35 protein-coding genes are annotated in these 23,666 nt (G+C 52.2%); 1 reads left to right on the forward strand and 34 read right to left on the reverse strand.

Going from position 1 to position 23,666, the window contains the following annotated elements; all coding sequences use genetic code 11:
• Window positions 1-2 precede the first annotated feature (2 nt).
• The 4 genes from ABD892_RS25795 to ABD892_RS25810 all read right to left on the reverse strand — a co-directional run bounded on the left by ABD892_RS25795 (window position 3) and on the right by ABD892_RS25810 (window position 5,038).
• The gene (locus ABD892_RS25795; protein ID WP_345199219.1) at window positions 3-1,061 is read right to left on the reverse strand and encodes a BMP family lipoprotein; all 1,059 of its coding nucleotides are present in this window, start codon (window positions 1,059-1,061) and stop codon (window positions 3-5) included.
• Window positions 1,062-1,268: 207 nt separating this feature from the next.
• Window positions 1,269-1,862: a GNAT family N-acetyltransferase gene (locus ABD892_RS25800; protein ID WP_345199221.1), complete on the reverse strand. Its 594-nt coding sequence runs from the start codon at window positions 1,860-1,862 to the stop codon at window positions 1,269-1,271.
• Window positions 1,863-2,023: 161 nt separating this feature from the next.
• Window positions 2,024-3,376 (reverse strand): MFS transporter, encoded by a 1,353-nt coding sequence (locus tag ABD892_RS25805; protein WP_345199222.1) that lies wholly within the window; start codon window positions 3,374-3,376, stop codon window positions 2,024-2,026.
• Between the two features lie 78 nt (window positions 3,377-3,454).
• Window positions 3,455-5,038: an inositol phosphate phosphatase SopB gene (locus tag ABD892_RS25810; protein ID WP_345199223.1), complete on the reverse strand. Its 1,584-nt coding sequence runs from the start codon at window positions 5,036-5,038 to the stop codon at window positions 3,455-3,457.
• Window positions 5,039-5,427: 389 nt separating this feature from the next.
• Between ABD892_RS25810 and uvrA the strand changes: the two genes are divergently transcribed.
• Entirely contained in the window at window positions 5,428-8,268 is a 2,841-nt protein-coding gene (uvrA, locus tag ABD892_RS25815) for an excinuclease ABC subunit UvrA (protein ID WP_345199225.1), read from the forward strand.
• Between the two features lie 57 nt (window positions 8,269-8,325).
• Here the strand turns inward: uvrA and ABD892_RS25820 are convergent, their stop codons facing one another.
• From ABD892_RS25820 to ABD892_RS25965, 30 genes are all read right to left on the reverse strand, one after another.
• A complete protein-coding gene (locus ABD892_RS25820; RefSeq protein ID WP_345199226.1) occupies window positions 8,326-9,504 on the reverse strand; it encodes a pyridoxal-phosphate-dependent aminotransferase family protein in 1,179 nt (392 codons plus the stop codon).
• A gap of 200 nt (window positions 9,505-9,704) precedes the next feature.
• The gene (rplQ, locus tag ABD892_RS25825) at window positions 9,705-10,088 is read right to left on the reverse strand and encodes a 50S ribosomal protein L17 (protein WP_345199228.1); all 384 of its coding nucleotides are present in this window, start codon (window positions 10,086-10,088) and stop codon (window positions 9,705-9,707) included.
• Between the two features lie 30 nt (window positions 10,089-10,118).
• Window positions 10,119-11,120, reverse strand: a complete 1,002-nt coding sequence (locus ABD892_RS25830) for a DNA-directed RNA polymerase subunit alpha (RefSeq protein ID WP_345199229.1) — start codon at window positions 11,118-11,120, stop codon at window positions 10,119-10,121.
• A gap of 30 nt (window positions 11,121-11,150) precedes the next feature.
• Entirely contained in the window at window positions 11,151-11,771 is a 621-nt protein-coding gene (gene rpsD, locus ABD892_RS25835; protein WP_345199231.1) for a 30S ribosomal protein S4, read from the reverse strand.
• Window positions 11,772-11,787: 16 nt separating this feature from the next.
• Entirely contained in the window at window positions 11,788-12,177 is a 390-nt protein-coding gene (gene rpsK, locus ABD892_RS25840; protein WP_345199232.1) for a 30S ribosomal protein S11, read from the reverse strand.
• A 44-nt stretch (window positions 12,178-12,221) separates the two neighbouring features.
• Entirely contained in the window at window positions 12,222-12,578 is a 357-nt protein-coding gene (gene rpsM / locus ABD892_RS25845) for a 30S ribosomal protein S13 (protein ID WP_345199233.1), read from the reverse strand.
• 150 nt (window positions 12,579-12,728) lie between these two features.
• Entirely contained in the window at window positions 12,729-12,845 is a 117-nt protein-coding gene (gene rpmJ / locus ABD892_RS25850; protein WP_211829029.1) for a 50S ribosomal protein L36, read from the reverse strand.
• A 33-nt stretch (window positions 12,846-12,878) separates the two neighbouring features.
• Complete coding sequence (gene secY / locus ABD892_RS25855; protein ID WP_345199235.1) at window positions 12,879-14,204, reverse strand: preprotein translocase subunit SecY; 1,326 nt, start codon at window positions 14,202-14,204, stop codon at window positions 12,879-12,881.
• Window positions 14,205-14,639, reverse strand: a complete 435-nt coding sequence (gene rplO / locus ABD892_RS25860) for a 50S ribosomal protein L15 (RefSeq protein WP_345199237.1) — start codon at window positions 14,637-14,639, stop codon at window positions 14,205-14,207.
• A gap of 1 nt (window position 14,640) precedes the next feature.
• The gene (gene rpmD, locus ABD892_RS25865) at window positions 14,641-14,826 is read right to left on the reverse strand and encodes a 50S ribosomal protein L30 (RefSeq protein WP_345199238.1); all 186 of its coding nucleotides are present in this window, start codon (window positions 14,824-14,826) and stop codon (window positions 14,641-14,643) included.
• Between the two features lie 7 nt (window positions 14,827-14,833).
• Window positions 14,834-15,337: a 30S ribosomal protein S5 gene (gene rpsE, locus ABD892_RS25870; RefSeq protein ID WP_211829033.1), complete on the reverse strand. Its 504-nt coding sequence runs from the start codon at window positions 15,335-15,337 to the stop codon at window positions 14,834-14,836.
• A 12-nt stretch (window positions 15,338-15,349) separates the two neighbouring features.
• A complete protein-coding gene (gene rplR / locus ABD892_RS25875; RefSeq protein ID WP_345199239.1) occupies window positions 15,350-15,700 on the reverse strand; it encodes a 50S ribosomal protein L18 in 351 nt (116 codons plus the stop codon).
• A 14-nt stretch (window positions 15,701-15,714) separates the two neighbouring features.
• Entirely contained in the window at window positions 15,715-16,248 is a 534-nt protein-coding gene (gene rplF / locus ABD892_RS25880) for a 50S ribosomal protein L6 (RefSeq protein ID WP_345199240.1), read from the reverse strand.
• A gap of 12 nt (window positions 16,249-16,260) precedes the next feature.
• A complete protein-coding gene (rpsH, locus tag ABD892_RS25885; protein WP_345199242.1) occupies window positions 16,261-16,653 on the reverse strand; it encodes a 30S ribosomal protein S8 in 393 nt (130 codons plus the stop codon).
• A 26-nt stretch (window positions 16,654-16,679) separates the two neighbouring features.
• Complete coding sequence (rpsN, locus tag ABD892_RS25890; RefSeq protein WP_345199244.1) at window positions 16,680-16,985, reverse strand: 30S ribosomal protein S14; 306 nt, start codon at window positions 16,983-16,985, stop codon at window positions 16,680-16,682.
• A gap of 28 nt (window positions 16,986-17,013) precedes the next feature.
• Window positions 17,014-17,553 (reverse strand): 50S ribosomal protein L5, encoded by a 540-nt coding sequence (gene rplE, locus ABD892_RS25895; protein WP_345199245.1) that lies wholly within the window; start codon window positions 17,551-17,553, stop codon window positions 17,014-17,016.
• Between the two features lie 11 nt (window positions 17,554-17,564).
• Window positions 17,565-17,882 (reverse strand): 50S ribosomal protein L24, encoded by a 318-nt coding sequence (gene rplX / locus ABD892_RS25900; protein ID WP_345199247.1) that lies wholly within the window; start codon window positions 17,880-17,882, stop codon window positions 17,565-17,567.
• A gap of 10 nt (window positions 17,883-17,892) precedes the next feature.
• Window positions 17,893-18,261 carry a 50S ribosomal protein L14 gene (gene rplN, locus ABD892_RS25905; protein ID WP_211829040.1) on the reverse strand — a complete coding sequence of 123 codons (369 nt, stop codon included), beginning with the start codon at window positions 18,259-18,261 and terminating at the stop codon, window positions 17,893-17,895.
• A 53-nt stretch (window positions 18,262-18,314) separates the two neighbouring features.
• Complete coding sequence (rpsQ, locus tag ABD892_RS25910; protein WP_211829041.1) at window positions 18,315-18,578, reverse strand: 30S ribosomal protein S17; 264 nt, start codon at window positions 18,576-18,578, stop codon at window positions 18,315-18,317.
• 1 nt (window position 18,579) lies between these two features.
• Window positions 18,580-18,771 carry a 50S ribosomal protein L29 gene (gene rpmC, locus ABD892_RS25915; RefSeq protein ID WP_345199250.1) on the reverse strand — a complete coding sequence of 64 codons (192 nt, stop codon included), beginning with the start codon at window positions 18,769-18,771 and terminating at the stop codon, window positions 18,580-18,582.
• Entirely contained in the window at window positions 18,771-19,184 is a 414-nt protein-coding gene (gene rplP / locus ABD892_RS25920) for a 50S ribosomal protein L16 (RefSeq protein WP_211829043.1), read from the reverse strand. Before rplP ends, rpmC begins: the two co-directional genes overlap by 1 nt.
• A 12-nt stretch (window positions 19,185-19,196) precedes the next feature.
• On the reverse strand, window positions 19,197-19,895 hold the full coding sequence (gene rpsC / locus ABD892_RS25925; protein WP_345199252.1) for a 30S ribosomal protein S3: 699 nt from the start codon (window positions 19,893-19,895) through the stop codon (window positions 19,197-19,199).
• Window positions 19,896-19,899: 4 nt separating this feature from the next.
• Window positions 19,900-20,235: a 50S ribosomal protein L22 gene (gene rplV, locus ABD892_RS25930; protein WP_345199253.1), complete on the reverse strand. Its 336-nt coding sequence runs from the start codon at window positions 20,233-20,235 to the stop codon at window positions 19,900-19,902.
• 13 nt (window positions 20,236-20,248) lie between these two features.
• On the reverse strand, window positions 20,249-20,527 hold the full coding sequence (gene rpsS, locus ABD892_RS25935; RefSeq protein ID WP_345199255.1) for a 30S ribosomal protein S19: 279 nt from the start codon (window positions 20,525-20,527) through the stop codon (window positions 20,249-20,251).
• 22 nt (window positions 20,528-20,549) lie between these two features.
• Window positions 20,550-21,371, reverse strand: a complete 822-nt coding sequence (gene rplB, locus ABD892_RS25940) for a 50S ribosomal protein L2 (RefSeq protein WP_345199257.1) — start codon at window positions 21,369-21,371, stop codon at window positions 20,550-20,552.
• Window positions 21,372-21,385: 14 nt separating this feature from the next.
• Entirely contained in the window at window positions 21,386-21,682 is a 297-nt protein-coding gene (rplW, locus tag ABD892_RS25945; RefSeq protein ID WP_211829048.1) for a 50S ribosomal protein L23, read from the reverse strand.
• On the reverse strand, window positions 21,679-22,281 hold the full coding sequence (gene rplD, locus ABD892_RS25950; protein ID WP_345199258.1) for a 50S ribosomal protein L4: 603 nt from the start codon (window positions 22,279-22,281) through the stop codon (window positions 21,679-21,681). Before rplD ends, rplW begins: the two co-directional genes overlap by 4 nt.
• A gap of 13 nt (window positions 22,282-22,294) precedes the next feature.
• A complete protein-coding gene (rplC, locus tag ABD892_RS25955) occupies window positions 22,295-22,966 on the reverse strand; it encodes a 50S ribosomal protein L3 (protein ID WP_345199259.1) in 672 nt (223 codons plus the stop codon).
• Window positions 22,967-23,066: 100 nt separating this feature from the next.
• Window positions 23,067-23,390: a 30S ribosomal protein S10 gene (rpsJ, locus tag ABD892_RS25960; RefSeq protein WP_211829051.1), complete on the reverse strand. Its 324-nt coding sequence runs from the start codon at window positions 23,388-23,390 to the stop codon at window positions 23,067-23,069.
• Between the two features lie 177 nt (window positions 23,391-23,567).
• A partial coding sequence (locus ABD892_RS25965) for an EF-Tu C-terminal domain-related protein (RefSeq protein ID WP_486329168.1) occupies window positions 23,568-23,666 on the reverse strand: 99 nt, incomplete at its 5' end.

The raw sequence follows: 23,666 nt of genomic DNA on the forward strand, positions 1-23,666 counted from the left end.
AATCAGGCGCCCTTGTAAGGCTCTACCACAATCTCGCCGGCAACGACTTTAGCCTTGACAGTCTCAAGCTGCTCCAACATCGCGGCTGGCATAATCGCACGGCTGTGTTCATCAATCGCCAAACCCACGCCATCCTGCGCCAGCCCGGAATAAATCACCGCTCCCTTTTCAAAGGTACCGTTTTCCATAGCAGCAAATGTGTCGTAGATTGCGTTGCCTACATTTTTGAGCATCGACGTTGGGATATGACCTGGTTTGATGCCGTTCTGGTTGGAATCCACACCGATGGCATAGAGACCACTTTCCGCTGCGGCTTCAAGCACACCCGTACCGGTCAAAGCCGCCACCTGGAACACGACATCAACACCCTGTGAATAAAGTTGCTTGGTCGCCTGCTTGCCTTTGACGGGGTCAGACCAGCTGCCAACATAGATATTTTTATATTCAATCGTGTCATCAATGTAAGCAACACCCTGACGGAAACCATGCAGGAAAGCATTAACGACCACGTCATTCATACCGCTGACTGTTCCGACTTTTTTCTCCTCGTTTATGCCCTTGATGGACGGATCAGACGTCATTAATGCCGCTGCGACACCCGCCATGAAGGAACCTTCTTCCTCAGAGAAGTTGATGCTGGTAATCGTACCCTTGCTGTTTTCCACGACAGTATCAATGTTTACAAAGGTAATATCCGGATAACGATCCGCATACTGACGTACCAGTTCTTCATAGCCATAGGAAATCACATAGATCACGTCAGCACGCCATTTGACGGCAGATTCCAACGACTGTGGGTATTTGGCTGCGTCAAAGTTGTTTTCAATCGTGATGGTCTCAATGCCGTAATCCGCTACCAGACGATTGATACCTGCCTGACCGGAGTCATAGAATGACTGATCACCCAGTGCACCATTCAGCACATAAGCGACACGAACCGGGTCTTTACCCTTTTCCTGACCATCTGCAGCCGTTTCACCGCTGTCGCTGCAGCCTGCGATCAACACGGCCATACAACTGCCCAGAACCAGACTCCAGATCGACTGCCAGCGCTTAAACATGATTTTCTCCGCACAGGAACGCATGCAATGGTTTCAACCAACCAGTCCTTTGAACTGATCGGTTAACCGCCACGTATAGAAGGAAATAAATTGCGCGGATTATGACGAGCAAGCCCACTGTTCATCTTTGATAAAAATCAAACAGATTGCATTCAAGACAAACAAAAACAACCATTTTTAGGGATTATTTGTCAGCTGGCAGTGTTTTTATACTACCAGACCCGGTGTACGGAGCATTCCCCAGAACGGCAGTTTGCCTCCTGGTGCAAAACACTGCTCTACCACACGGAATCCCATTGACTGGTACAGATGCGCGTTTCGCTCTCGTTGCGTCTCCAGATAGCAAGGCTGCTGTCGTCTATCCAGGTCTCGCAGTTTTTCACTCAGCAACTGTTTGCCAATACCGCGTCCTTGCGCGTCGGGATAAACAGCAAGCAGGTTGAGGTACCAATGTGGCCAGGGCATATGATGGAAACGCACAGCCTGGCAGAAGAGGGAAAAGGCCTGCATACGACTACGGTACTGCGCCTCCAGCGCATAGGTATGCATAAAAGTCAGCTGGGGCAACATGGGAGATACAGCAGGTGGCAACCAGACTGCCACACCACCGATTGCATCAGAATCCGCATAGATCTCAGCGGTTTCCGGTAATGCCTTAAGATAATGGAGAAAATCCTGCTCCAGCGACTCCCTCAAGTCAGGGATAGCCTGCCCATATTCAGCGAATAACTCATAATGCAGGAAAGCGGCAGCCAACGTTTGAGCGGCTGCCGGAAAATCTGAGGAAAAAAGCCGTTTCACGCCAAAGCAATCCTGATTCAATCTTAATATTGACGCAGTCTATGATGATCATCACCGGGTCATGTTGACGCGAATCAGTCTCCAGGGCGACATACTTCTCAGTGCATGGTCCGGCTCAAAAAAGGGGATTTATCCGACGATCCACACCTTTGTGCAATCAATCACCACTCGCCAAATTGCCGCAGGCGTTGCTGGTCCAGATGCCGCTTATCGACCTTCAGATAAGCGGTTTGCTCTTCCACAATGACGGTCACTTCCTTTACCCCTGAAACAGAAGCGATCTGTTCATGGACACGGATGACTTCAGTGGGTACAACTGGAAACAATTCCATGACCAGGCTGGTGACATAGCGAGGCTGACGCATGGTCATCACCAACAACCACCAAACAGCTGTCGCAGAACCACAAACCACCAGCACACCTATATGCCCATAAGACTGATAGGCAACCCCACTCAGTGCCCCGCCCAAACCTGCGCCCAGAAACTGGCAGGTCGAATAGGCGCCCATTGCCGTACCGCGATTTCCCGCCGGTGCCTGGCGACTCACCAGCGAGGGCAATGTGGCTTCAAGGAAGTTAAAGGCAGCAAAAAAGAGGAAAACACTCACAATCAAACCGATCAAACTGTCTCGCTCTGACCAGGCAATAACTTGGGCAACAAGCAATAAAGCAACCGCACCGACCATGACCTGTTTCAGGCACTGCTTCCGTTCGCCGATCACAATAAACGGCACCATCGCAACAAACGACAGAACCATCGTCAACAGGTAGACCCACCAGTGCTCTTCACGCGGCAGGCCTGCAAGATTCTGCAGATCCAGCGGGACAGTAATAAACAGCCCCATCAGAACAAAGTGAAGGATGAAAATCCCCACATCCAAACGGAGCAACTGCTGATCTTTCAACGTGGCGCTAAGCTGCCCGGTAATGGTCGCGGTTTCACGATTAAACTTCTGAATGGCGGGAGTCGGCACTCCCCATGCAACAATCCCCATCGCAGCCAGGGCAGCAACAGCAGTGACCATGAACAGCCCGTCGATACCTGTCAGTCTTGTAATCAGCGGCCCCAGCACCATCGCCACACAAAATGAAAGCCCAATACTCATGCCAACCATGGCCATGGCCTTGGTCCGGTTCTGTTCACGAGTGAGATCAGACAGCAGTGCAGTAATCGCAGCAGCAACCGCCCCCGCACCCTGCAGGAAACGCCCCGCGATAATGCCAACGATGGAATCAGAGAAGGCCGCCAACAGGCTGCCCAGAAAGAAGATAGCAAGCCCGATGATAATAACGGGCTTTCTACCGATTCGATCCGACAACAATCCAGCAGGAATTTGTAACAGCGCCTGGGTAATACCATAGGCGCCAATCGCCAGTCCGATTAATGCAGGCGTGCTGCCCTCAATCGTATCGGCATAAACAGCCAATACCGGAAGCAACATGAACAACCCTAGCATACGCAGGGCGAACACAGCGGATAATGACAGTGAGGCTCTTACTTCCAGTTGATTCATACAAACTACTTATCATTCTTTAGTCGGCGAAACAGCTGCATTGTATCAGTTGGAAGACACCTTATAGCAAGTACAGTCTTACGAGGCAGCAGCCCCCGAAGCGCCTCGCACCTCACGCCGAACAGACTCATTACCAATGCGTTTATCGATGGATTTGATATCTTCCGTCTTATATCCCTGCAAACCGGTATTATATTCCTGAATCTCCAGATTCCCGCTATTAAGCAGTATGGAATGCCATAATTCCTGTTCTTCTGGTGTCAGAGGAGCACCCGGTTCAGGGACTTCACCACGCAGCTCACAGCGTGCCGCCAGAAACTTCACCTCTGCGTCCAGCATTCCCGTACGGTCTTTACCACTCTTGCAGTTCGACAACGGAATGCCCTTCAAAAGATGGGTGAGCAGCAGGATACGGGAAGGCATTTTATAGGCTTCCCCACCGTCTTTATGGTGCAGTCCTTTCTGAAAAATCGTTCTGATCTGCCGCTCAAGCTGCCTGACGAGCCTAAATTCTCTTCGTAGCGCAACAATGCGATCTGATATGGTCTCAAACTCCTGAGGAGTTGCCATTGCAAGCCTGCTTTCCAGCGCCTCAAGTTTGGCCGCCTGACTATTGATATACTCCATAACCCATCCGCCGGGGATATCCGTTTTCTCTTCAGGATCACCAATCAAACTCTCAAGGCTTTTTCTGTTCAGAGCATCGGATACGTCCCACCCCACCAACACATCAGGCACCGAAGGACCAATAGCGAAATAATTAACACCAAAGTTGAAACACAACATCCGTGTTGTCAGTCTAATCGCCAGAGGGCTTCCATCCGGCCCCATAATATCCAGCTTGATTGGCTGCTTCCCCGTCAGTTGGCTGAATGCTTCTATCTGATCAGCCAGCATTCTCTTTTCATTATCCAGTCCAGATCGTACCAAGTCAGGCGTCACTAACGATGAAGACACCAAATCGAGGTGTACTGACTTTTCAGGATGCGCAAAAGCCTGCTGCAATAGATCCGGACGGAGACTCAGCGCAGCTAATAATGATTCCTTCGCACGTTGTAGATTGGCGATTTTTCGTTCATCGCCTTCCATTCCATAGGCGGAGTGAATGCCGTGCCGAACGCCCTGATAGAGCACATGCCCGGTATCACGACTTCGCAAACTGGATGTCCATAGATTCACGGCATGGTCTGCAGACGTTATGGTTAATGAGGAAATACCTCCCCCTTGATAACTGACCGGAAAAAAATCCCTTTCATTCGATACGGAAGAACGCATTTCAGCAGCAGGCGTCTGCTGACTCTCCAGTATGCCAAGCGATCGATTTTCAATGGTTCCTTTTACCGCTTGCCACTTTTTTTGATTTAAGCCCCTGATGATTTTGCTTTTCATTAAGGCTTTCAAGTCTTGTGGGGGATACCCCGCTTTAACAAGGCGCTTTCTCAAACGCTGTGGATGCGCTTTCACTTCACGAATCAAGCTTTTATCCGTCACGGGTTCATGTGCCAAATCTTGTTCACTAGCCGTTAGCAGACGTTGCAGTTCAATTTCCAGAGTATCGCGCAGAGCTAAGAGCGGAGGCGACATAAACCGGTTTTCATTAATCAGTTCTATCGCAACTAACAGATTACGAATCCTGATTTCATTTAATGCCCCCAGGCTCACAGAACTCTTCCACTTACCTGGACTGACTCGTCTTGTTGCCAAAAAGTGATTCAGGGGTTCCGATCTAACCGTACGCTCAGACAACCTTCGCTGCGCATTGCCTGTACGAAACCGTTCTCTTAAATATGTAATCGGATTTCGAACGCTAATTAAACGACTCAGCCCTTGGCGCCAACGAGCCCACCGCGAATTCGTCGGTTGCGTCTGATGTGAGCGATTGGATCGCTGACTGGAAGGATCAACGCCTCCTGGGCGCATGTTATCGTCCGTGTTTATTTGCCATTCTCAACACTATAGGAGCAGTGTACGCAAGCCGTCCACATTAAAACCTGCATGACCAGACTGTAGCGCTTCTTTATAATAGCGGGTTCTCTGTAAGGAGTTGGCTTGTGGACCAGATAACTGTCCGTGGTGCAAGAACCCACAACCTCAAGAATATCAATCTGGATATTCCCCGCGATAAACTGATTGTTATCACCGGGTTGTCCGGTTCCGGGAAATCCTCACTGGCGTTTGACACCCTCTATGCGGAAGGGCAGCGTCGCTATGTGGAATCCCTGTCGACCTACGCACGACAGTTTCTTTCTATGATGGAAAAGCCGGATGTGGATCATATCGAAGGCTTGTCACCCGCAATCTCCATTGAGCAGAAATCAACCAGCCATAACCCGCGTTCAACGGTTGGTACGATTACGGAAGTTTACGACTATCTTCGCCTTCTGTTTGCCCGCACAGGTATTCCTCGTTGCCCCAAACACCATCATCCACTGGAAGCACAAACCGTCAGCCAGATGGTTGATCAGGTACTGGCCTTGCCAGAGGGTGAGAAACTCATGATCCTTGCGCCTGTTGTGCGGGAGCGGAAAGGCGAACACCTGCACATTTTCAGTGAACTGAAAAGTCAGGGTTTTATTCGCGCCCGCATAGACGGCATCGTGGCTGATCTGGATACGCCACCGGCCCTGGACAAAAAGCGCAAGCACACGATTGAAGTTGTCGTAGACCGTTTCAAGGTTCGTGCAGACCTGCAGCTGCGTATTGCAGAGTCCTTTGAAACCGCGCTGGGTCTGACTGATGGGCTGGTTGCCGTCAGCTTCATGGATAGTGACCAGGACGACATTGTTTTCTCTGCCAAATATGCCTGCCCAGAGTGCGGTTACAGTCTCAATGAACTTGAGCCTCGATTGTTTTCTTTCAACAACCCAGCCGGAGCCTGCCCAAGTTGTGACGGTCTGGGGGTTCGGCAGTTTTTTGATCCGGACAGAATCATTCAGCATCCGGAACTGACCCTGGCGGAAGGTGCAATCCGCGGGTGGGACCGACGCAGCGTCTACTATTTCCACATGCTGAAATCGCTGGCGACCCATTGTGGTTTCGATATTGATACGCCATTCGATGAGCTTTCTGCGGCACATCAAGACATCATTCTGCATGGATCAGGGCATGAAGAGATCGATTTCAGCTACATCAATGATCGGGGCGACATATACCGTAAACGACATCGGTTCGAGGGTATCATCCCTAATTTTGAACGACGTTACCGGGATACAGATTCGCAATCCGTTCGCGATGAGCTATCCAAATTCCTGGCCACACAGGCTTGTCCGAAGTGTAAAGGCACCCGCCTCAGGGAAGAAGCTCGGAATGTTTTTATCGAAGATAACACACTGCCCGACATTACAAGGCTGCCTGTTGAAAAGTCCCTGGCCTACTTCCAGACATTGAGCTTACCGGGGCGTCGTGGTGAAATTGCGGCCAAAATTCTCAAAGAGATTTCGGATCGCCTGAGCTTTCTGGTGAATGTTGGCCTCAATTACCTGACCCTCGATCGCAGTGCAGAAACCCTGTCCGGTGGTGAAGCCCAGCGTATCCGACTGGCCAGCCAGATTGGTGCCGGTCTGGTAGGCGTCATGTATATCCTGGACGAACCCTCTATTGGTCTTCACCAACGTGACAACGACAGACTGTTGAAAACCCTGACTCGTCTGCGTGATCTGGGCAATACCGTTATTGTTGTGGAGCACGATGAGGATGCAATTCGCTCAGCCGATCATGTCATCGATATTGGTCCCGGTGCAGGTGTTCATGGCGGTGGCGTTGTTGCACAGGGGACACCAGACGAGGTCATTGCATCCCCTCAGTCTCTGACTGGCCAGTATCTTTCAGGCGTACTGGAAATTGCCATTCCAGCCAAACGACAGCCTGTGGATAAAAAGAAACTGTTAAGCCTGTCAGGTTGCACGGGCAACAACTTGAAAAATGTCAATCTGGAGATCCCTGTTGGTCTGATGACGTGTATTACCGGTGTATCCGGTTCGGGTAAATCGACATTGATTAACAGCACGCTGTACCCCATTTGCGCCCATCAGCTTAATGGAGCAACAACACTCTCTCCGTCGCCTTATCGAAAAATCACTGGTTTAGATCACTTCGATAAGTGCATTGATATTGACCAGAGTCCCATAGGTCGGACTCCCCGCTCTAACCCGGCCACCTATACGGGTATATTCACGCCTATCCGGGAGCTTTTTGCCGGCACCCAGGAAGCGCGCTCCCGGGGCTACAAGCCTGGTCGATTCAGCTTTAATGTTAAAGGCGGGCGCTGCGAAGCGTGCCAGGGTGATGGTGTCATCAAGGTTGAAATGCACTTCCTGCCGGATATTTACGTTCCCTGCGACGTCTGTAAAGGCAAACGTTATAACCGTGAAACCCTGGATATCCAATACAAAGGTAAGAGCATTGATGAAGTGCTGGATATGACCGTCGAGGATGCTCTGGTGTTCTTTGACGCCATTCCTGCACTCAAGCGTAAACTGCAAACACTCATGGATGTCGGGTTGTCGTATATCCGATTGGGCCAGAATGCGACAACACTTTCTGGCGGTGAAGCACAACGGGTTAAACTTGCCAAAGAGCTGTCAAAACGGGACACCGGCAAGACGCTCTATATTCTTGACGAGCCGACCACTGGACTTCATTTTCATGATATCCAGCAACTACTGCAGGTACTTCACCGGTTACGCGACCACGGCAACACGATCGTTGTTATTGAGCATAACCTGGATGTTATCAAAACCGCTGACTGGTTGGTTGACCTTGGACCTGAAGGGGGCGATGGCGGTGGTGAAATTATTGCAACGGGCACCCCGGAGGACGTTGCAGCGATCTCGGAATCACATACCGGTCATTTTCTTAAGCCCATAATTCAGAAGGCCAAAGTGGTGGCCTGACAAAATAAAAAACCCGGCCACATGCCGGGTTTTTTATTTTATATCCAAATGACGCCATTAAGCATAAATGGCACTCGCAGCCTTGATTGACTCACCGGCTTTAAAGCTATATCCCTGCTTAAGTAATGCAGCTTCAAGCGCTGACAGGCAGCTCAAAACATTGGACTTGCTTGCAGCATAGCCCATTAATCCGATGCGCCAGACTTTACCGGCAAATGCACCCAGTCCGGCACCAATTTCCAGATTATAGGCATTTAGAAGCTGGCTTCTTACTGCAGCATCATCGACCCCTTCAGGTATGACAACGGCATTCAGTTGAACCAAACGTTCTTTCTCAGGAACCAGCATTTCCAGGCCAATGGCAGCCAAGCCAGCGGTCAGCGCACGGTGATGTAGCGCATGACGCTCCCAAGCATTTTCCAGCCCCTCTTCCTGCAAAATACACAAAGCCTCATGCAGGGCGTACAATTGATTCACAGGAGCCGTATGGTGGTAGGCACGTTTTCCCTCTCCTCCCCAGTACCCCATGATCAGACTCATATCAAGGAACCAGCTTTTTACCTTGCTCTTTCTGCCGTTAATCTTCGCGATAGCAGCATCACTGAAGCTGACTGGGGACAAACCCGGTACACACGATAAGCACTTCTGCGAGCCGGAATAAACAGCATCAATACCCCATTGATCAATATTCAACTCACAACCGCCCAATGATGTAACCGTATCGACAATCGTCAAACAATCATGCCCTTTCGCCAAACGGCAAAGTGTTTCTGCATCCGATAATGCACCGGTTGATGTCTCTGCATGAACAAAGGCAAGAATTGCCGCATCCGGATGTTCCGTTAGCGCTTCCTCAACTTTCACCGGATCAACAGCACGCCCCCATTCCGATTCAACGACAACGGGCACACCGCCAAAACGTTCGACATTCTCTTTCATCCGCCCGCCAAAAACGCCATTGATACAAACAATGACTTTGTCACCTTCTTCCACCAAGTTTGCGAAGCAGGCTTCCATACCCGCGGACCCAGGTGCAGAAATGGGTAACGTGAGACGGTTTTGGGTTTTGAACGCGTACTGAATCAGCGTCTTCAATTCATCCATCATACGAATAAATTCAGGATCAAGATGACCGATCGTCGGGCGGGAAAGTGCTTCTGTGATTCTCGGATTAACATCAGAAGGGCCAGGACCCATGAGCGTGCGGCGGGGCGGATGGAATGAGGTAATTGTCATGCTCTTGTATCTTTTCGTTTTTGGGGAGACAAGCTGCCAGCGGGATTCACATAGCAGAGCAACATTCGTTAGGCAGGATACACCAGAAACACGTTAAGTGCGCGTTCCTTGAGGATATTCATATCGGTACAAAATAGCAGGCATAAGAAAAATGGCAGGCATAAAAAAACCGGGCTTTAAGCCCGGTTTTTCTGCTGATTTTACTCTTCGTCAGCTGCAGCTTCTGCAGGACGATCAACCAGCTGTACGTATGCCATAGGAGCATTGTCACCGTGACGGTAACCACACTTCAGGATACGGATGTAACCGCCAGGACGATCCTTGAAACGGGGTCCCAGATCGGAGAAAAGCTTGCCTACGGCTGCTTTGCTGCGAAGGCGGTCAAACGCCAGACGGCGATTGGCTACGGAGTCTTCCTTAGCCAGGGTGATCATGGGCTCTGCTACACGGCGCAGTTCTTTCGCCTTGGGCAGAGTGGTCTTGATCATTTCATGTTCAACCAGGGACGCAGTCATGTTACGGAACATCGCGGTGCGATGTGAACTCGTCCGGCTGAATTTTCGTCCACTTTTACGGTGACGCATAACTCTGATTCCTTACCAGTTGCCTGGCACTTAAGCTGAAACCTTGTCGTCGCTCTTGAGGCTTGCCGGCGGCCAGTTATCCAGGCGCATGCCCAGACTCAGGCCACGAGATGCCAGCACGTCTTTGATCTCGGTGAGTGACTTCTTACCCAAATTCGGGGTCTTGAGCAGCTCTACTTCGGTACGCTGAATCAGGTCACCGATATAGTAGATGTTCTCTGCTTTCAGGCAGTTTGCACTGCGCACAGTCAGTTCGAGATCGTCAACGGGACGCAGGAGAATAGGATCGACTTCGTCTTCCTTATGCTCCGGCTCAGGTTCAGCATCGCCTTCAAGGTCTACAAACACCGCCAGCTGCTGCTGGAGGATGGTAGCCGCACGGCGAATCGCTTCGTCTGGCTCAATGGTCCCGTCGGTTTCAAGATCAATGACGAGCTTGTCGAGGTTTGTACGCTGCTCAACACGCGCGTTTTCTACTACGTAGGAAACGAGATGAACCGGGCTATAGGTGGCATCCAGCTGCAAACGTCCGATTGAGCGGCTCTCATCATCATCTGAACGACGTGAATCAGCAGTTTCATAACCGCGACCACGACGAACCTTAAGCTTCATGTTGAAATCAGCTTTTTCGCCGAGGTGAGCAATGACGTGATCCGGATTCAGGATCTCGACATCGTGGTCAGGCTGGATATCAGCAGCTGTTACCACACCCTCACCCTTCTTGCTTAAGGTCAAGACCGCTTCATCACGACCTGCCATACGAATCGCCAAACCTTTCAGGTTCAGCAGAATATCGATGACATCTTCCTGTACGCCTTCAACAGTACTGTATTCGTGCTGGACGCCGTCGATCTCGGCTTCGACGACGGCACAGCCAGGCATTGAAGACAGCAGGATACGGCGAAGCGCATTGCCCAGAGTATGACCAAAACCACGCTCAAGAGGCTCAAGCGTAATTTTCGCTCGGGTCGGGCTGAGTTCCTCAACATCAATGTGACGAGGAGTCAGAAATTCTGTAGCCGAGTTCTGCATGGATGAACACCCCACCTAGTTATCTATCCCTTACTTGGAGTACAGCTCGACGATCAAGTTCTCATTGATGTCGGCTGACAGATCACTCCGCTCCGGCAGCGCCTTGAAGGTGCCTTCTTTCTTCTTGGCGTCCACTTCCACCCAAGTCGGGAAACCACGCTGAGCAGCCAGTTCCAGAGCAGCGCCGATGCGCAGCTGGGTCTTGGACTTCTCACGGATGGCTACAACATCGCCGGCCTTGACCTTGTAAGAAGGAATGTTAACAGTTTTGCCATTAACGGTAATAGCCTTATGGCTGACCAGCTGGCGAGATTCCGCACGAGTAGAACCGAAACCCATACGGTAAACAACGTTATCAAGGCGGCATTCGAGCAGCTGCAGCAGGTTGGAACCTGTCGCGCCCTTGATGCGATCTGCTTCCTTGTAGTAGCTACGGAACTGTTTTTCCAGTACGCCGTAGATACGACGAACCTTCTGCTTCTCACGCAGCTGAACACCGTAGTCGGACAAACGACCACGACGCTGACCGTGCTGGCCAGGAATGGCTTCAGCGCGGCATTTTGATTCAAACGGACGAACGCCGCTCTTCAGAAAAAGGTCTGTGCCCTCACGACGAGACAGCTTGCACTTAGGACCTGTATATCTAGCCATTTATCGTGACTCCTGCTTATACTCGACGCTTCTTGGGCGGACGGCAACCATTATGAGGAATGGGTGTTACGTCAGTGATGTTAGTAATCTTGTAGCCGCAAGCATTAAGCGCACGAACAGCAGATTCACGACCCGGCCCGGGTCCTTTAACACAGACGTCCAGATTCTTCAGACCGTATTCGGCAGCCGCACGACCGGCACGCTCAGCAGCAACCTGGGCTGCGAAAGGCGTGCTTTTACGGGAACCACGGAAGCCGGAGCCACCTGCAGTTGCCCAGGTCAGGGTGTTGCCCTGGCGATCGGTAATGGTCACGATGGTGTTGTTAAAAGAAGCGTGGACGTGTGCTACACCATCCACTACCGTCTTTTTCACCTTTTTCCGTGAACGAGTACCTGGCTTTGCCATATCAGAAATTATCCTGTGTCAAGACAACTGGTTAAACCAGTGTATTACTTACGGATCGGCTTACGTGGGCCCTTACGGGTACGCGCATTGGTTTTGGTGCGCTGCCCACGAAGCGGAAGGTTACGACGGTGACGCAGACCGCGGTAGCAGCCCAGGTCCATCAGTCGCTTGATGTTCATGTTGATTTCGCGGCGCAGATCACCTTCGACGGTATAGTTACCGACTTCGGTACGCAGCTTTTCAACGTCGTCTTCGCTCAGCTGACCCATTTTAGCAGTCGGATTGATACCGGTCGCTTCACAGATCTTTTGAGCAGTCTGGCGACCTACGCCGTAGACGTAAGTCAAAGAGATAACAGTATGTTTGTTATCCGGAACATTGACGCCAGCAATACGGGCCATTCAATAGTCTCCGTTAAAGGTTTATCGCCTAGTGCAACGCGAAGGGCGAACCCTAACCCGAAAAACGGTTAAGGATACATTTCGGATGCAAACAAATCAACCGCCTGATCAAAGATGACCAGGCGGAATATGATTCAAAACCCGAAGAACTCAGCCTTGGCGCTGCTTATGTCGGGGTTCTGCGCTACAGATCACCCGGATGGTGCCGTTACGCTTGATGAGCTTGCAATTACGGCACATCTTTTTTACAGAAGCACGTACTTTCATCATTCTCTCCACTATCGGCAGAGTTACAGGCGATCAGCGCAGAAGGCCGCCAGCACCGTAACCCTTAAGATTAGCTTTCTTCATCAGCGACTCATACTGATGCGACATCAGGTGTGACTGGATCTGGGACATGGTGTCCATGACCACAACCACCACAATCAACAGCGAAGTACCGCCCAGGTAGAAAGGCACATTTGCCGAAACCACCAGGAACTGTGGCAGCAGACACACAGCTGTCATATAAATCGCACCAACCATGGTGAGACGTGTCAGCACACCATCAATGTAGCGGGCTGAATGCTCACCGGGGCGAATACCGGGAATAAAGGCGCCGGACTTCTTCAGATTATCTGCCACGTCCTTCGGATTGAAGACCAGGGCAGTATAGAAGAAACAGAAGAAGACGATACCGGCCGAGAACAGAATAATGTTCAGCGGCTGGCCTGGACCAAGCGCCAAAGCAATATCCTGAAGCCAGTCCATGCCTTCTCCCTGACCAAACCACTGCGCAATCGACGCTGGGAACAGCAGAATGCTTGAAGCAAAGATGGCCGGGATAACACCCGCCATATTCACCTTCAGCGGCAAATGGCTGCTCTGGGCAGCATAGACTTTACGTCCCTGCTGCCGCTTGGCGTAATTGACCGTGATTCGGCGCTGGCCGCGCTCAACGAATACAACACCGGCAATGATGGCGATGGCAAGAATACCAATCAACAGCAGTGCCAAGATATTGATATCGCCTTGACGCGCAGACTCAAACGACTGCCCGATCGCGCCGGGCAATCCGGCGACAATACCTGCAAAAATCAGAATCGATATACCGTTGCCGATGCCACGCTCAGTCACCTGCTCACCGAGCCACATCATGAACACGGCGCCGGTTACAAAGGTAGTAACAGCAACAAAGTAAAACCCGAAATCAGTGGAGAACGAAACCCCCTGATTCGCCAGGCCGACCGTCATACCCATACCCTGAATCAATGCCAGGAGTACGGTACCGTAGCGGGTGTACTGACTGATCTTTCTACGTCCGCTCTCACCTTCCTTTTTCAGCTGTTCGAGCTGTGGGCTAACCACTGTCATCAGCTGCATGATAATCGATGCAGAGATGTAGGGCATGATGCCCAGCGCCAGAACCGACATCCTCTCCAGCGCACCGCCGGAGAACATGTTGAAGAGACTGAGAATAGTCCCCTCGTTCTGACTGAACAACTGAGCCAGCCGCTCTGGATTGATACCGGGAACGGGGATATGCGCCCCGATCCGGTACACCAGAATTGCCAGCAGAACAAACAGGACGCGAGATTTCAGCTCGCTTAACCCACCCTGATTTCCGACAGGTAATGTCTTAGCCATTTAGTCCTCGACTTTCCCACCAGCTGCTTCGATCGCGGCACGGGCACCCTTGGTGACACCCAGTCCCTTGATGGTGACAGCCTTGTTCAGCTCACCAGACAGGATGACTTTGGCACGCAGGATGTTGGAAGTAATCAGGTCGGCGGCCTTCAGGGCTGCCAGATCGATTACGTCCGCCTCTACAGAAGCCAGCTCAGCGATGCGGATTTCCGCAGTCTGACGCGCCATGCGGGAAGTGAAACCGTACTTCGGCAGACGACGCTGCAGCGGCTGCTGACCGCCTTCGAAACCTGGCTTCACAGAACCACCGGAGCGGGACTTCTGACCTTTGTGACCACGGCCACCGGTCTTGCCCAAGCCACTACCGATACCGCGACCGACGCGCTTGCCGGATTTACGGCTGCCTTCAGCCGGAGACAGAGAATTCAGATGCATTTTATTCTCCTTCCACGCGAACCAGGTAGTTAACCTTGTTGATCATTCCACGAACAGCTGGAGTATCTTCTACTTCAACAGTGTGATTGATGCGACGGAGACCCAGACCACGAACGCAGGCCTTATGGCTTTCCAGACGGCCGTTGGTGCTCTTGACGAGGGTCACTTTGATTTTTTTCTCAGCCATGACTACCTCACAGGATCTCTTCAAGCGTCTTGCCACGCTTGGCAGCCACGTCTTCCGGAGAGCGCATGTCACGCAGACCTTTGTAGGTCGCCTGAACCACGTTCACAGGGTTAGTGGAACCGTAGCACTTGGCCAGAACGTTTTGCACACCAGCTACTTCCAGAACAGCACGCATTGCACCGCCGGCGATAACACCAGTACCTTCAGAGGCAGGCTGCATGAAGATCTTGGACGCACCGTGACGAGCCTTGGCCGGATACTGAATGGTAGAACCATTCAGATCAACCTGGATCATGTTACGGCGAGCCGCTTCCATTGCTTTCTGGATAGCAACTGGCACTTCACGTGCCTTGCCGCGACCGAAGCCTACCTTACCTTTGCCATCGCCGACAACAGTCAGGGCGGTAAAACCGAAAATACGGCCACCCTTGACTACCTTGGCAACGCGGTTCACCTGAACCAGCTTTTCGATAAGGCCTTCGTCGTTGTTTTTACGATCGTCTTTTGCCATGACTCCCACCCTTTAGAATTCCAGTCCGCTTTCACGGGCTGCGTCGGCAAGAGCCTTAACACGACCGTGATACTTGAAGCCGGAGCGGTCAAAAGCCACTTTGGAAATACCGGCCGCTTTGGCGCGCTCAGCGATGAGTGCACCGACTTTCTTCGCAGCTTCGATATTACCAGTTGCTTCACCACGCAGCTCTTTCTCTACAGTGGAAGCCGCTGCCAACACCTTCTCGCCGTTAGGTGCAATCACCTGGGCATAGATGTGGCGAGGAGTACGGGTCACAGTCAGGCGATTAACCCTGAGCTCCCGCATCTTCATCCGCGCGCGACGTGCGCGGCGCAGACGGGCAATTTTCTTGTCGCTCATGATGTCACCCTACCTTACTTTTTCTTGGCCTCTTTGCGACGGACACGTTCGTCAGTATAACGAACCCCCTTACCCTTGTAGGGCTCAGGACGTCTGAAGTCGCGAATTTCAGCGGCCACCTGACCAACCAGCTGCTTATCGATACCCTTGATAACGATGTCAGTCTGGCTAGGCGTTTCAGCAGTGACACCTTCCGGCAACGCATAGACAACCGGGTGAGAGAAACCCAGCGACAGATTCAGGGTCTTGCCCTGGAGCTGCGCACGGTAACCAACACCAACCAGCTTCAGGCTCTTGGTGAAGCCTGTGCTTACACCAGTCACCATATTATTTACCAGCGCCCGGGTAGTACCGGACATGGCGCGGGACAACTTGCTGCCATCACGGGCTTCGAAAGTCAGGACGTTTTCTTCCTGCTTAACTTCGACAGCCATATGGATATCAAGATCCAACTGCCCCATACCACCTTTGATAGCGATATGCTGGCCAGCCAGCTTAACTTCTACACCAGCAGGGATTTCAACTGGGCTCTTTGCTACACGAGACATATCAGCCCTCCCTTAGAATACGGTGCAGAGTACTTCGCCACCAACACCCGCGGCGCGGGCAGCGCGATCGGTCATCACGCCCTTGTTAGTGGAAACGATAGCGATACCCAAGCCGCCGTTGACTTTCGGCAGCGCGCCAGTGGCTGCGTAGTTACGCAGACCAGGACGGCTTACACGCTTGAGCTCTTCGATTACAGGCTTGCCTTCGAAGTACTTCAGCTCAATGCTGAGCTGGGATTTGCTTTCACCTTCGACTTTGAAGTCAGCGATGAAACCTTCATCCTTCAGTACTTTTGCAACGGCAGCTTTAATCTTGGAAGCTGGCATGCTGACAGACGCATGTTCTGCCATTTGGGCATTACGGATTCGAGTTAGCATATCAGCTAACGGGTCCTGCATACTCATTCTTGCACTCTCCTAGATCAGCGCGCTTACCAGCTGGCCTTGGTCAGGCCAGGAACATCACCACGCATGGCTGCTTCACGCAGCTTGATGCGGCTCAGGCCGAACTTACGCAGGTAAGCGTGAGGACGACCGGTCTGACGGCAACGGTTGCGCAGACGCGCAGGGCTTGCGTTGCGTGGCAGTTTTTGCAGAGCGACCTGCGCGTCCCAACGTTCTTCTTCAGACAGATTAACGTTGACAGCAGCAGCCTTCAGCTCGGCGCGCTTTTGAGCATATTTCGCGACTGTCCGCTGACGCTTCAGTTCGCGCTGCTTCATGGATGTTTTTGCCATAAGCGGGGCTTCCTCTCGTCTTTATGAACTAGCCGCGGAATGGGAAGTTGAACGCCTTGAGCAGCGCACGACCTTCTTCGTCAGTTTTGGCAGTAGTAGTGAACGTGATGTCCAGACCACGGAGGGTATCGATCTTGTCGTAATCGATTTCCGGGAAGATGATCTGTTCTTTCACGCCCATGCTGTAGTTGCCGCGACCGTCAAAAGACTTGCCATTCACGCCGCGGAAGTCGCGTACACGTGGCAGAGCAATGTCGACCAGACGCTGCAGGAACTCATACATGCGCTCGTCACGCAGAGTAACCTTCACACCGATCGGCCAGCCTTCACGGATTTTGAAACCGGCAACAGACTTACGAGCACGCGTCACAACAGCCTTCTGGCCAGCGATCTTTTCCAGATCGGCCACAGCGTGTTCGATGACTTTCTTGTCACCAACCGCTTCACCCACACCCATGTTCAGGGTGATTTTGGTGAGACGCGGTACTTCGTGCACGTTCTTCACACCCAGCTCTTTTTGCAGCTCAGGTACGATTTTTTCTCGGTAAACTTTTTTAAGTTCAGCCATCTTACCTGACCTCACGCATCGACCGGGTTGCCATTGGACTTGAACACGCGCTGCTTCTTGCCTTCTTCAGTGAAGGAGAAGCCGACGCGGTCAGCCTTCTGGCTCTCGGGGTTCCAGATAGCAACGTTGGAAGCCTGAATAGCTGCTTCCTTTTCTACGATGCCGCCAGGTTGGCCCAACATGGGGTTAGGCTTCTGGTGCTTCTTGACCATGTTGACGCCGGCTACAACCAGACGACCATCAGTGGCCACTTTCAGCACCTTGCCGCGCTTGCCCTTATCCTTACCGGCAATTACGACAACTTCATCATCACGACGAATCTTTTTCACAGCAGCCTCCTTACAGCACTTCTGGTGCCAGTGAGATGATCTTCATGAACTGCTCACCACGCAGCTCACGAGTCACGGGCCCGAAGATACGGGTGCCGATCGGCTGTTGGTTAGCGTTCAGAAGCACTGCTGCGTTACCGTCAAAACGGATCAGAGATCCATCGGGACGACGAACGCCCTTTCTAGTGCGAACGACCACGGCATTCATTACCTGGCCTTTCTTCACTTTGCCACGCGGGATGGCTTCTTTTACGGTGACCTTGATGATGTCACCGATACCGGCATAACGACGGTGGGAGCCGCCCAGTACTTTAATGCACTGAACACGACGGGCACCGCTGTTATCCGCTACGTCGAGTACTGTCTCGGTCTGAATCATTACCTTCTCCTCAAACTGCAGACCCAAAGCCGGCCCTGAAGGCCGGTATAGCCTTAGATTTGAGTCGCACGCTCAACAATGGAAACCAGCTCAAAAGACTTAGTCTTTGACTGAGGACGAGTTTCCTTGATAGTGACGACATCACCCATACGGCAATCGTTACTTTCATCGTGCGCGTGCAGTTTAGTAGACCGCTTTACGATTTTACCGTAGAGCGGATGCTTTACACGGCGCTCAATGAGGACAGTGATGGTCTTGTCCATCTTGTCACTCACAACCTTACCGGTCAGAGTGCGGACTTTCTTGTCTTCGGCCATCTTATTCACCTGCCTTCTCATTCAGGACCGTTTTAATGCGGGCAATATCCCGCTTGGCCTGCTTCAGCAGATGAGTCTGCTTCAGCTGACCAGTTGCCTTCTGCATGCGATAGTTGAACTGATCGCGCAGCAGGGTGAGCAGCTCAGCGTTGAGCTCCTCGGCAGATTTTCCACGCAATTCTGCAGCTTTCATTACATCATTCCCCGCTTGACGAAGGAGGTTTGAACCGGCAGCTTAGCAGCAGCCAGGGCAAATGCCTCACGCGCCAGCTCTTCGGATACACCTTCCATCTCATACAGGACACGACCAGGTTGGATCTGGCATACCCAGTATTCGACGGCGCCTTTACCTTTACCCATACGAACCTCAAGAGGCTTCTTACTGATGGGCTTGTCAGGGAAGATGCGAATCCAGATTTTACCAGCACGCTTAACGTGACGAGTCATCGCACGACGAGCTGCTTCAATCTGACGGGCTGTTATACGGCCACGGCCAGTTGCCTTCAATGCGTATTCGCCGAAGCTGACCTTGGAGCCACGCTGAGCCAGACCGCGGTTACGGCCCTTCTGCATCTTGCGGAACTTAGTACGCTTAGGTTGGAGCATCGTTATTACTCCTTACTTCTTAGCCGGCTTGCGACGCGGACGTCGAGCGGGTTTCTTCTGTTCTTTTTCCTCTTCATGGACGCCGCCGATGACTTCGCCCTTGAAGATCCAGACCTTGATACCGATCACACCATAAGTGGTGTGTGCTTCGTAAGTAGCGTAATCGATATCGGCACGCAGGGTGTGCAGAGGCACACGACCTTCGCGGTACCACTCGGTCCGTGCGATTTCAGCACCGCCGAGACGGCCGGAAATCTGAACACGAATACCCTTGGCGCCCAAACGCATGGTGTTCTGAACCGCACGCTTCATGGCGCGACGGAACATAACACGACGCTCCAGCTGGCCCGCAATACCTTGCGCTACCAGCTGAGCATCCATCTCAGGCTTGCGTACTTCTTCGATGTTGATGTGCACAGGCACATTCATCATCTTGTTCAGGTCCTGACGCAGACGCTCAACGTCTTCACCCTTCTTGCCGATCACGATACCGGGACGGGCAGTGTGGATGGTGACGCGTGCGCTTTGCGCGGGACGCTGAATATCGATACGGCTAACAGACGCATTCTTCAGCTTCTTCTGCAGGTACTCACGCACCTTCAGATCAGCAATCAGGTTGTCTGCATAAGCGCTGCCTTCGGCATACCACACAGAGGTGTGGTTCTTGACGATGCCCAGGCGAATTCCCGTTGGATGTACTTTCTGACCCATCTGATTACACCTCAGCAACCTTGACAGTGATATGGCAAGTCCGCTTCAGAATGCGATCAGCACGGCCTTTCGCCCGAGGCTTGATGCGCTTCATGGTCATGCCTTCGTTAACGTAGGCGCTGGATACCTTCAGCTCGTCGATATCCATGCCATCGTTGTGTTCCGCATTGGCGATTGCGGATTCCAGAACCTTCTTGACCAGGACAGCAGCTTTTTTGTTGCTGTAGGTCAGGATGTCCAGCGCTTCAGCCACCCCTTTGCCGCGAACAAGGTCAACGACCAAGCGAGCTTTCTGGGCAGAAATGCGAGCGCCTTTGTGCATAGCAGCTACTTCTTTCATCTCTTATCCCTTCTTAACGCTTCTTGGCCTTCTTGTCCGCTGCGTGACCACGGTAGGTACGCGTTGCGGCAAATTCACCCAGCTTGTGGCCAACCATTTCTTCGGACACATAGACGGGTACGTGCTGACGACCATTATGAACAGCCAGGGTCAGACCAACCATTTGCGGAATAATCATGGAACGGCGCGACCAGGTCTTGATCGGGCGCTTGTTTCCAGACTCTACCGCGTCCTCCACCTTCTTCAGCAGGTGCAGGTCAATAAAAGGACCTTTTTTAAGTGAACGTGGCACTGTCGTATCCTCTATCTCTCAATTACTTGCGGCGACGGACAATGAACTTGTCAGTACGCTTGTTCGAGCGAGTCTTCCGACCCTTGGTGGGCACACCCCACGGAGTAACCGGATGACGACCACCGGAGGTACGACCTTCACCACCACCGTGCGGGTGATCTACCGGGTTCATGGCAACACCACGAACGGTCGGGCGAACACCACGCCAGCGCTTGGCTCCAGCCTTACCCAGTGAGCGCAGGTTATGCTCGCTGTTGGATACCTCACCGAGAGTCGCACGACAGTCAGCCAACACCTTACGCATTTCGCCGGAGCGCAGACGCAGGGTCACATAAGCACCGTCACGGGCAACCAGCTGAGCAGAAGTACCGGCGGAACGCATCATCTGCGCACCCTTGCCAGGCTTCAGTTCAACACAGTGAATCACAGAACCCAGAGGGATATTACGCAGAGGCAGAGTGTTACCTGCCTTGATCGGCGCATCCACACCAGAGAACAGCTTGTCACCAGCCTTCACACCCTTGGGAGCGATGATATAACGGCGCTCACCGTCCAGGTACTTCAGCAGGGCGATGTTTGCTGTACGGTTCGGATCGTATTCCAGGCGCTCAACAGTCGCAGGAATACCATCCTTGTTGCGACGGAAGTCGATCACACGGTAATGCTGCTTATGACCACCACCCTTGTGACGGGTCGTGATACGACCGTTATTGTTACGACCACCGGTCTTGCTTTTCTTCTCTAACAGCGCAGCGAAGGGTTTCCCCTTGTGCAGGTCAGGGTTAACAACCTTGACTACAAAGCGGCGCCCGGGAGAAGTGGGTTTACACTTAACAACAGCCATCTGTCGATCTCCTCTTACTCAGCGTCCGCGAAGTCAATTTCCTGACCCGCTTCCAGAGCAACGTACGCTTTCTTCCAGTCTGAACGCTTGCCCAGACCACGCATGGTGCGCTTGGTCTTGCCCTTCACGTTTACAGTGCGGACAGACTTGACCTTGACTTCAAACAGCTGCTCAACAGCTTTTTTGATTTCAAGCTTTACAGCGTCTTTGGCCACTTTGAAAACGTATTGATTACGTTCTTCAGCGACTACCGAAGCCTTCTCGGAAATGTGAGGCCCAAGCAGCACCTTCAACAGACGTTCCTGGTTCATCCCAGCATCTCCTCGAACTTCTTCACGGCTGCCACGGTCATGACAACTTTGTCATGAGCAACCAGGCTGACCGGATCCACACCCTGCACATCGCGAACATCGACGTAAGGAATGTTGCGCGCAGACAGATACAGGTTTGCATCAATCTCTTCGGACACAAACAGTGCATTATTGGTTTCCAGCTCTTTCAGCTTGGCAACCATCTGCTTGGTCTTAGGCGCTTCCAGCTTCAGGCTTTCAACGACAACCAGACGCTCCTGGCGAACCAGCTCAGACAGAATAGAACGCAGTGCACCACGGTACATCTTACGGTTCAGTTTCTGAGAATGATCCTGAGGACGTGCAGCAAACGTGGTGCCACCCCCGCGCCAAATTGGGCTACGAATAGTACCGGCACGTGCACGACCAGTACCCTTCTGACGCCAAGGCTTACGACCACCGCCGCTTACATCGCTGCGAGTCTTCTGCTGCTTGGTGCCCTGACGGCCGCCAGCCAGAAAAGCCACAACCGCCTGATGAATCAGTGATTCATTGAATTCGGCACCAAAGGTTGCATCAGAAACCTGCAGAGCGCCTGAACCCATTACATTCAGATCCATACTTCAAATCCCCTCAGGCTGCGGAGCCAGCTTTAACAGCAGGCTTGATAACAACATCAGCACCAGTAGCACCCGGCACCGCACCCTTGATGAGCAGAAGGTTACGCTCTTCGTCGACGCGAACGATTTCCAGTGACTGAACAGTCACGCGCTCATCGCCCATATGTCCAGCCATCTTCTTACCCTTGAACACGCGTCCAGGAGTCTGACACTGACCGATGGAACCAGGCGCACGGTGAGACAGGGAGTTACCGTGGGTAGCGTCCTGAGTACGGAAGTTCCAGCGTTTAACAACACCCTGGAAACCCTTACCCTTGGAGCGACCGGTAACATCAACCTTCTGACCTGCCTCAAACATGGAAACAGGCAGAACGTCACCGACTTTCAGCTCGGATTCTTCAGAAGTACGGAACTCAACCAGCACGGAACCGGCTTCAACGCCTGCCTTGGCGTAGTGGCCAGCTTCTGGCTTAGTGAGACGAGATGCTTTCTTGGCACCAGCCGCAACCTGAACAGCACTGTAACCATCAACATCGACAGTACGCACCTGGGCAATACGGTTAGGACCAATTTCAACGACAGTAACCGGCAAAGAAGCACCATCTTCGGTGAAAATACGGGTCATCCCGCACTTCTTGCCGATCAGGCCGAGGCGCGGCTTTTTGCCGTCAGCTTGATTTGACATGATTTACCTCATTTCGTGTACGGGGCTATCACCCGCTATGGCCGCCCATCTCAGAGCGTTACACACGACGAGACACGCAGAACGCGCTCTCGCCAGATAATTAGCCGAGGCTAATTTGAACTTCAACGCCCGCAGCAAGATCGAGCTTCATCAGAGCATCAACGGTTTTTTCAGTTGGCTCGACGATATCCAGCATGCGCTTGTGCGTACGAATTTCGTACTGGTCACGGGCATCCTTGTTGACGTGCGGAGAAATCAGCACGGTGAAGCGTTCCTTGCGAGTAGGCAGGGGGATGGGACCTCGAACCTGAGCACCAGTGCGCTTAGCAGTTTCCACGATTTCCTGTGTGGACTGGTCGATCAGGCGATGATCAAAAGCCTTGAGTCGAATTCGGATTTGTTGAGCTTTAGGCTGCTGACTCATCTTCATGACCTAATAATATTTAAAGAACAAAGTCCGCCCCATCATTGGTGGGCAGACAGCAAAGAAAGCGGGATTCTACGCGCCGTCAATATTACTGTCAATATTTTATACAGTAAAAGCCCCGAGCCTGAGCCCGGGGCTATTTGTTTAGAGCGGTAGAGTCAGATCAGGTCGCTATTAGGCGATGATCTTGGCAACAACACCGGCGCCAACAGTACGGCCACCTTCACGAATCGCGAAGCGCAGACCTTCTTCCATGGCGATAGGAGCGATCAG

Origin of the sequence: Kistimonas scapharcae (genome assembly GCF_039540975.1) — a bacterium.
Classification (GTDB): domain Bacteria; phylum Pseudomonadota; class Gammaproteobacteria; order Pseudomonadales; family Endozoicomonadaceae; genus Kistimonas; species Kistimonas scapharcae.